4 protein-coding genes and 1 pseudogene are annotated in these 8,972 nt (G+C 39.5%); 3 read left to right on the forward strand and 2 right to left on the reverse strand.

Annotation, left to right across the window (positions count from 1 at the left end; genetic code table 11):
- Positions 1-367: pseudogene (locus H5072_RS05565) on the forward strand (peptidase); the annotation flags it as partial.
- 98 nt (positions 368-465) lie between these two features.
- Here H5072_RS05565 and H5072_RS05570 read toward each other — a convergent pair.
- A complete protein-coding gene (locus H5072_RS05570) occupies positions 466-1,239 on the reverse strand; it encodes a YggN family protein (RefSeq protein WP_182692933.1) in 774 nt (257 codons plus the stop codon).
- Between the two features lie 326 nt (positions 1,240-1,565).
- Positions 1,566-4,460 (reverse strand): RNA polymerase-associated protein RapA, encoded by a 2,895-nt coding sequence (gene rapA / locus H5072_RS05575; RefSeq protein WP_182692934.1) that lies wholly within the window; start codon positions 4,458-4,460, stop codon positions 1,566-1,568.
- 305 nt (positions 4,461-4,765) lie between these two features.
- Here rapA and H5072_RS05580 point away from each other — a divergent pair, with 305 nt between their 5' ends.
- Together H5072_RS05580 and H5072_RS05585 are read left to right on the forward strand one after the other, a co-directional pair.
- Positions 4,766-6,163 carry a PhoH family protein gene (locus H5072_RS05580; protein ID WP_182671400.1) on the forward strand — a complete coding sequence of 466 codons (1,398 nt, stop codon included), beginning with the start codon at positions 4,766-4,768 and terminating at the stop codon, positions 6,161-6,163.
- A 66-nt stretch (positions 6,164-6,229) separates the two neighbouring features.
- On the forward strand, positions 6,230-8,972 hold a 2,743-nt coding region (locus tag H5072_RS05585), incomplete at its 3' end, for a PAS domain-containing sensor histidine kinase (RefSeq protein WP_259395894.1).

Consider the following 8,972-nt stretch of genomic DNA (forward strand, 5'->3'; position numbering starts at 1 on the left):
AGCACGTAGTAATGACTTTTATAGTTTAGATGAGTTGCTTGAGGAGCTATATAGCCAAGTGTTTAACGCGTCATCACCTAATACAATGACAGGTAAAATCACTCAGCGCGTGCAATTTTTAACTGCAAAAGCCATGGCTGATTTAGTAGCAAGCGATAGTGTAAGCCCTGAAGTGCAAGCGCAGTTACGTTACTACTTAGTTAAGTTAAGTGAAGACTTTAACCAAAACTCAATGCTGAGCCATACAAGTACTGGCGAGAGTGCGTTTAAGCAATATTTAGCTGAGCAAGTAAATCAGTTTTTAATTAAAGGGCAATGGCCAAACAACTTTAAAGTGCTGCCAATCCCGCCGGGCTCACCAATTTAGAATAAAAAGTAGAAGCGCTTAGTTTTAATCAATTACAAAGCAAAACACCGAGTATATTTATACTCGGTGTTATTTTATTCTAAAAACGAATACGTACTCTAAGATTTTATTTGCACTAAATCGTAATCGGCCATACCAGGTACTATTGCCTGTAAGCGAGACTCGGTTACATCGAGTGCATTTAAACATTCGCAATACTCAGAAGCCTTAAGCTCTAATTGATGCGCCTTTTTTTGTAGCGACTTATCAATTTCTCTTGAGATAATATCCATGCGTTGCCCCATGTCGTTAATGCGATCTTCTATATTACCTTCACGCGATTTAAACGCATCTCCAAGTGATACCAAAATAGCACCTAACGATCCATGAACAGCAGAGTGAATTTGCTGGCTGATCTCTTTAGTGAAAAAATCATCTATTTGCGAAAGTGATTGAGGGGCTATAAAAAAGAAGTCATCTCCGCGCTTAAACTTATCCATTAGCGCGCGCTCTACATACTGCAATTGTGTTTTAAGTACTTCAGGTTCTTTGTCTGACATACCTTCAACTACGTGTTCAATAGCGCTTAAACCTAAGTTAACACCATCGGTAGCAAGGTTTACTAATTCGGGGACTGTGTGGCGAATACCATTACTAAACTGTTCGAGTACTTTGCTTTCGTCATCGCTTAAATCAACCCAATAACCGCGAATAAACAGTTGGTTATTGTTATTAATTTGGACACGAGTTTGGCCTTTATCTAATATGCGAATTGCATCGTCAGTAATAATTAAACCATGACGTAATTCAACATCGCATTGGGCTTGAGCAAAGACACTAGTGCTTGAGAGCGCTATGGAAAACGCCAATATCGAACGAGGTAGAAACGCCATAAACACCTCAAAAAGACTAAAATGGAAGGCGAGTAGGTTAACAAAAAAACAACTTTATGCAAGGGAAAATAAACCTATCAACTATCTCACAGAATAGTTGTATAGAGTGCAGCTTGAGTTTTTAGATATGGTTATGTTGGGCAAAATCAACAGTTCAACAAAGGGCTTAATATATAGCTAGAGAGGGTAGAAGTGGCTCATAGTAAAATAAGAACACGTGGTTTTTAAATGAAGTTTAAAAAGGTACAGCTATTTATATCAATTAAGCTTAATAGCCGACTCTAAATTTACTCTGGAGTCGGCTCAAAAGACTAAAAACTAAATATTTAGTGTGAAACCACTATTAAGCGAATTGCATCAAGTTGTAACTGCGTTTTTTCAATATACGTAGTTAGGTCGTTACGTTGCTTATCGTAGAAGGTAATTTCTTCTTGGCGAATATTCGGATTAATTTGCTTCAGGGCAACAAGTCGCTCTTGCTCTTCACTGAGTGATGTTTGCATTTTAGCAAGTGACGCTGCGCGAATAACTTCAAGTTTTTCTTGTGCCATATCTTTAGCGGTAGTGATCATTGGGTGAACAGCGCTTTGCAATGCACCGGCAAGCTTACTTGCTGTTTGGCGGCCTACGGCTGATAACTGCTGATTAAAGCCTTCAAATGCCACGTTTTCACCTAGGTTATTACCTGCTTTATCGAGCAATATACGAATTGGTGTAGGCGGTAAAAAGCGACCAACTTGTAATACTTTTGGTGCCATTGCTTCTGCAACAAAAATAAGCTCAACAAAAAAGGTACCAGGCGGTAACTTTTTGTTTTTAAGTAATGCTACTGATGCGCTACCAAAGTCGTCGTCACAAATCATATCCATGGTGCCTTGCACCATAGGGTGATCCCAGCTGATAAAGTGTACATCTTCTTGCGAAAGTGCAGTGTCGCGATCAAAGGTAACCGTCATACCGTCTTCTTTAAGCGATGGGAACGATGCATTTAACATATGTTCCGTTGGCTTTAAGATAATGGTGTTTTCGCCTTTATCTTCTTGGCTTACGCCAAATGTGTCAAACACGTTGATCATGTAGCTTGGCAATTCAAACTGGTTATCGAGTTTTTCGATATCAGTCACAAGCGAGTCGGCAGCACCTTGACCCGATGAATGTAGCTCTAGTAAACGATCTCGTCCGCTTTCCATTTTTTTACGCAGTACCGCATTTTGTTGTGCTACTTGCTCAAGTAATGGATCGAGTTCGTCTTCATCGCAGTTATGCGCAGAAATATGCTCAAGTAGGTCATCACGGAACTCTTTATAAAGCATTTGCCCCGTTGTTGATGTAGATTCGAATGCATCTAGACCTTCGTTATACCAACGTAGCAGTACTTCTTGAGCGGTGTTTTCAAAATATGGCACATGAATGTTCACATCTTGCGTTTGACCTATACGGTCTAGTCGACCAATACGTTGCTCGAGCAAATCTGGATTTAGTGGTAAATCAAACAACACTAAGTGATGCGAAAACTGGAAGTTACGACCTTCTGAGCCAATTTCTGAACACAGTAATATTTGTGCATTATCGTATTCGTCTGCAAAAAATGCAGCAGCGCGGTCACGCTCAATAATCGACATGCCTTCGTGAAATACCGACGCTTTAATTGCTTCACGTTCACGCAGTATTTGCTCAAGGCTGATAGCTGTTTCAGCTTTAGCACATATAAGCAGTACTTTTTCGCGCTTAAGTGTTTTAAGGGTGTCGATTAACCAATCTACACGTGGATCGAATAAACCCCAGCTTGCGCTTTCGCCTTCAAATTCTTGAAATATTTTTTCAGGAAACAGAGCACGGTGTGCACTTAGTTCAGGGTTTTGAATGCCGCCCATGTTACCAAGAACCGACATAGCCGTTTTATACTGCTTTGGTAATGCCATAGGGTAGGCGTGTAATTTACGACTTGGGTAGCCGTCAATGCCGCTGCGGCTGTTTCTAAATAATATACGACCTGTGCCGTGGCGATCGAGTAGCATGTTAAGTATTTCTTTACGCGCTGGTAAATCACCTTGCTGTGCTTTTTCAAGAATATCAGTAATGTCGGTTTCTTTTAATAGCTCAATTAGCGTGGCTTTGGCTGCGTCGTCCAGAGCTTGCTCTTGCAGTAATTGATTTGCAGCTTGCGCTACGTTTTTATAATTTGCTTCTTCTTCTTTAAACACGTCGTAGTCGTAAAAACGATCCGGATCGAGTAATTGTAAACGCGCAAAGTGACTGCTGTGACCAAGTTGATCAGGCGTTGCTGTAAGCAAAATAAGGCCCGGAATATCTTGGCTAAGCTCTGCCATACGTTGGTATTCTGAGCTTGGCTTGCCGTTATTGATACTTAGGTGGTGGGCTTCATCTATTACTAAAAGGTCCCAATCAGCAAGCGTTGCTTGTTCAAACCAACGTTTTTTCTTGGTTAAAAACTCAAGGCTGGTAAGTACTAGTTGCTCTGTATCAAATACGTTTGGAGAATCTGCAAACGCTTCGTCGCAGCGCTCTTCATCAAAAATAGAAAAACGTAAGTTAAAGCGGCGTAGCATTTCTACTAACCATTGGTGCTGTAAGTTTTCAGGCACCACAATAAGTACGCGGCTTGCACGGCCACTAATAATTTGTTGATGTAGTATCATGCCCGCTTCAATTGTTTTACCAAGGCCTACTTCATCTGATAAAAGTACGCGTGGGGCAAAACGTTTACCCACTTCTTGTGCAATATAAAGCTGGTGCGGAATAAGATTAGCACGCTGACCAATTAAACCTTTAATAGGCGATTGTTCACGTTCAAATTTATGTAACCACGTTTGGTAGCGAAGTGTGTAGCGATCAAAACGATCTACTTGGCCTGCAAATAAACGATCTTGTGGTTTATTAAATTTAATAAAATGATCTAAAAAGGTTTCTTTAAGTTTAGCCGTTTCGCCATTATCAACACGGGTGCCGTGATAGCAAAGTAACTCGCCTTGTACTTCAATAGACTCTACTTCTAATTCCCATTCTTCAACGCTTTTGATCACATCGCCAGGATTAAATGCCACACGGGTAACAGGTGCTTCTGCACTAGAATAAACACGGTTTTCACCACTGGCAGGAAATAATATGCTGACCTGACGGCCTTCAATGGCAACAACGGTGCCTAATCCTAAATCTGACTCTGTATCACTGATCCAACGCTGACCTAAGGAAAAATTCATGTATGTCTCGTCTATGATGAAAAAGGCGGCTATGTTACCTGTAAGCTAACACCACTGCAAGGCGCTATTTGGCTCACTTTTAATTAATTTTGTAAGTGTTAATTATTACTATTAAAACAGCTTGTTTATGACTCTTTTTTAGGTAAATCAAAACTAATTACAGTTTGTAATAAAACGGACTTTTATGACAAATAGACTAAACTTACATTATGCCTTAGCAATTAAGTATTGCAGGTTTAAGTTTTGCCCGTTTTACTTAGTTATTTTGGTATAGCATAAAAATCATAAAACGTAAGGAAAGTGCTATGGAAAAAGCTTCGAACCTTGAAAGTAAAATGTATGTGCTAGATACCAACGTACTACTTCACGAACCACTCGCTTATTTGTCTTTTCAAGAGCATGACGTTGTAATTCCGATGACGGTGCTTGAAGAACTTGACCATATAAAAGACAGAAAACACGACGTAAGCCGTGATGCGCGCGTCGCTATTCGTGGATTAGATGAAGTTCTTAAAAATGCAACGCCTGAACAAATGCTACAAGGCGTGGCGCTGCCGAGTAACAAAAAGGCAAAAGCGAGCTCTGCCGGTACCCTCATTATTGTAAACGACCATTTATTTGCTGACTCTATTTCTGGTCTGCCGGGTAACGAAAACGACCATCGTATTATTAATTGCGCCGTGTATTTACAAAAGCAGCACAGTGATTCAAAAGTTATATTAGTAACAAAAGACATAAACATGCGTTTAAAGGCCAAAGGCGCAGGGCTTAAATATGTTGAGGATTACCGCACCGACCAACTTATTGATGACATAAGCCTGCTCACTAGTGGTTATAAAAAAATTGAAGGTGATTTTTGGGATCATGTTGGGGAGTGTAATACGCAGCAACACGGACGTGATACGTTTCATCATGTGCCTAAAAACTTAATCCCTGATGTATTTTGTAATGAATATTTACTTGATGGAGGGGATCAGTTTGCGGCGCGCGTTAAATGCTACGATGACGAGCACATAACGCTAAAAGATATTGGCGTTGAGCGCCTAATGCATCAACAAGCATGGGGCGTTAAGCCCAAAAATATTTATCAAGGGATGGCATTAGATGCACTGCTGGATACAAGTATTGAACTTGTTATTTTAACAGGGCCTGCTGGGTGTGGTAAAACCTTGTTAGCACTTGCCAGCGCCCTTGAAATGGTAATCGAAAAAGGTATTTACGATAAAGTAATAGTCACCCGTAATACCCCTGAAATAGCAGAGTCCATTGGTTTTTTACCCGGTACAGAAGAGGAGAAAATGGCGCCATGGCTTGCAGCTATCACTGATACGCTGGAGGTATTGCACAAAGGCGACGAAAATCCAATATCGAGTCGAAATTACATAATGGAGAAGGCTAATGTACAGTTTAAATCGGTTAACTTTATGCGCGGGCGTAGCATTCAAAATGCAGTGGTAATTTTAGATGAGAGCCAAAATTTAACGGCATCTCAGCTTAAAACGATTATTACTCGCTGCGGCGAAGGTACTAAATTAATTTGTACAGGTAACTTGGCGCAAATAGATAGTAACTATTTAACGCCAGTAACATCGGGCTTGACGTACATAGTAGAGCGCTTTAAAAACTTTGAAGGCAGCGCAACAATAAACCTCAACGGTGTTGTGCGTAGTCGCTTAGCGTCGTTTGCAGAAGAAAATTTATAACTTGCGCTTAACAAATTGGCTCGATAGTCTATCGATTGATTTTCGAGCCAAATGGCAGGCAGTACATTGAATTTTTTACCTCTGAAGCATTATTATCGTTCATTATTTATTGCGCTGTTAGTGCCATTGATTGTCGCTTTTTTACTGTGCTTGCACTTATATAATATAAAGCTTGAGCGGACGGTTGAAAAACGCCAAGCTGACTTTACAAATGTTTCAGCGCAAGTTACCCACGGGATGGACTCGGTGAGTAATCTACTTACCACCATGTTTAACTTATACGAGCAAGCGACTTATCCCAAAATAAACCAAGATTTGCTCGAAGGTATAAATCAATATGATGGTTACTATTATCGTCATTTTATTGATCAAAGTACGGAAATTGTAGGTAAAGGTGAGTTTGCGTTATCTGCTAAGGCATTAATGCAGTGGCAGCAGGCTATTACATTAGGGCCTTCGTTTAATACAACGCTTGCATTAATGCAGTCGTTATCTGCTGTAGCGTATGTTGATGATAATGGTTTTGCTTATGTAAGCAGGCACAACAAAAGCCAAAGTTTTATGCTTACTGAAATTTTAAATGGAAAATTTAAGCCAAAATTTGCGCAAAACAAACTTACTTCAAGTCCTATTGTTAAAGTGAATGACAATTCGTATTTTGCTATTGGTCGACAACGAAGCACAGGCTCAGCCGATTACATTATTTTAATTTATGATGTTCAAGCAATTTCTGGATGGTTAAAAAAGGTGTCACCGAACAGTGGTGAATACGTTTTTATGAACCAATCGCATCAAATTATCGCCAGCTCTAAACAGATAATAGAGCAAGCGACTGCGTTAAAAAATTATTGGCCAGACTTGGCCGATCATCAGAGTCAAAAAACAGTATTAACTAGTGATAGTAATTACTTTATGCAGCCTATGGGTGAGTTACCTATTCACGCAGCATTTTACGAGCACAAACCCCAATTAATAAACTCAATTAAGTATGAGATATTACTAGAGTTTACTTTTTTAACGCTATTTTTAAGTATTATGTTTGGCGTGTTTTTTTGGTTAAGTCAGCGCATTTTTATAAAGCCGATGACTCACTTAATGTCATACCTTGAGAGTAACGGGACACAACAAGAAGAGCAGCTAAATTACAAAGTACCACTGAGCTGGCAACCTTGGTTTTCTAAAGTGAAGCGTGTATTTACTAAAAACAAACAGTTAGTTGATTCATTACAAAGTGCAAATAAAGCTCTGGACGACCAAGTTCAGCTGCAATCAGAAAAACTAAGCCGCAGTTACGAAGCGAAAGAGCGCCACTTAGCTTTACTCAACACTATGCTAAACAGTGTGCCAGACCTTATTTACTTTAAAAATATTGATGGTTCATTCTTAGGATGCAATAAAGCATTTGAGGCATATATCGGTAAAGATCAAACTGCATTAGTTGGTAAATATGTAGATGATTTAGGTGACAATGATCAGCAAATAAATGCGCTTGAAAAACAAGTATTACAAAACAGAAATAGTGTTGAACAGCGAATAGAAACCGATACAAAATCGTATCAACTTACTATTGCACCTTTTTATAACGAGCACCAACACCTGTTAGGAACCATGGGCATTGGTCGCGATATTACCGAGCAGCAACAAACATTATTGGCCTTAAAATCATCTGAATCTAAATTTAGAAGTGCAATTGAATTTGCGGCTAACTGCGTGGTTTTACTCTCGCTTGAACACACCATATTGCAAGTAAATAAAGCAGCAAGAAAGCAGTTTTCTGATCAGCCAGTACTCGTTGGGGAGCAGTTGAAAGCATTATTTGATGACTCCCAATGGAAGCAGATAAAAAGCACTTTAGCGCAATTGCTAGATGACAAAAAACGCGTATACCATTTAACGCTTGCTCAAGGGGGCTTAACAAGCTGGTTGCAACTAAGTGTATCGCTTGTCTGGGATGAAAACCGCGATCCAGCTTATTATGTTATACACATTCAGGATGTGAGTGCATTAACTAAATCAAAACTAGATGCCGAACGAGCAACCCTAGCTAAAAGCCGCTTTATAGCCAATTTAAGTCATGAAATACGTACCCCTTTGAACGCTGTTTTAGGGTTGCTTGATATGTTAATTGAGCAAGGCTTAACGCAAAAGCAATTACAACAAACAGATCAAGCTAAGCATGCAGCACAAAGCTTGTTATTAATGCTTAATAGAATGCTTGATTTTGCACGTATTGAAGGTTCGCAAACCGATTTAAAACAAGCGTCTTTTAGCATGGTTGAGCTGGTAGATATTTGTGAAAGCTTAACGGCTCCATTGTGCGAAGGAAAAGGTATTGAGTTTTTTATTGATATTGACCCGCTAATAGCACCTGATTTGATATGCGACAGTATACGTTTGCAGCAAATATTAGGTAACTTATTAACTAATGCCGTTAAGTTTACAAAAACAGGTTCCATTACTTTAAAAATGGAACTTATTGAAAGCGATAGCCTAGAGCAACAGCATATTTGCTTTAAAGTAATTGATACTGGCATGGGTATAGATGAAGCCGATCAAAGTCGCTTATTCGACGCTTTTACTCAAGGTGATGAATCTTCAACCCGCATACACCAAGGGGTTGGGCTAGGTTTAGCTATTGTTAAACATGCAGTGTCGTTAATGGGTGGGGAGATTGCTTTAAAGAGTAAAAAAGGCCACGGCAGCGAATTTTATTTCAGTGTTAGCTTTTTAGTTGATACCACTAAAAACACAGTGTTACCGACTAATACATTGGCTATTTTATCTGATCAAAGTAAAGAGCTTAAGCAGG

This window comes from Pseudoalteromonas sp. SR45-5, from assembly GCF_014163565.1.
Taxonomy (GTDB): Bacteria; Pseudomonadota; Gammaproteobacteria; order Enterobacterales; family Alteromonadaceae; genus Pseudoalteromonas; species Pseudoalteromonas distincta.

Excerpts from the sequence above, each read along its gene's own strand:
- H5072_RS05570 (WP_182692933.1), bottom strand. The coding sequence starts at position 1,239 with ATGGCGTTTCTACCTCGTTCGATATTGGCGTTTTCCATAGCGCTCTCA.
- rapA (WP_182692934.1), bottom strand. The coding sequence starts at position 4,460 with ATGAATTTTTCCTTAGGTCAGCGTTGGATCAGTGATACAGAGTCAGAT.
- H5072_RS05580 (WP_182671400.1), top strand. The coding sequence starts at position 4,766 with ATGGAAAAAGCTTCGAACCTTGAAAGTAAAATGTATGTGCTAGATACC.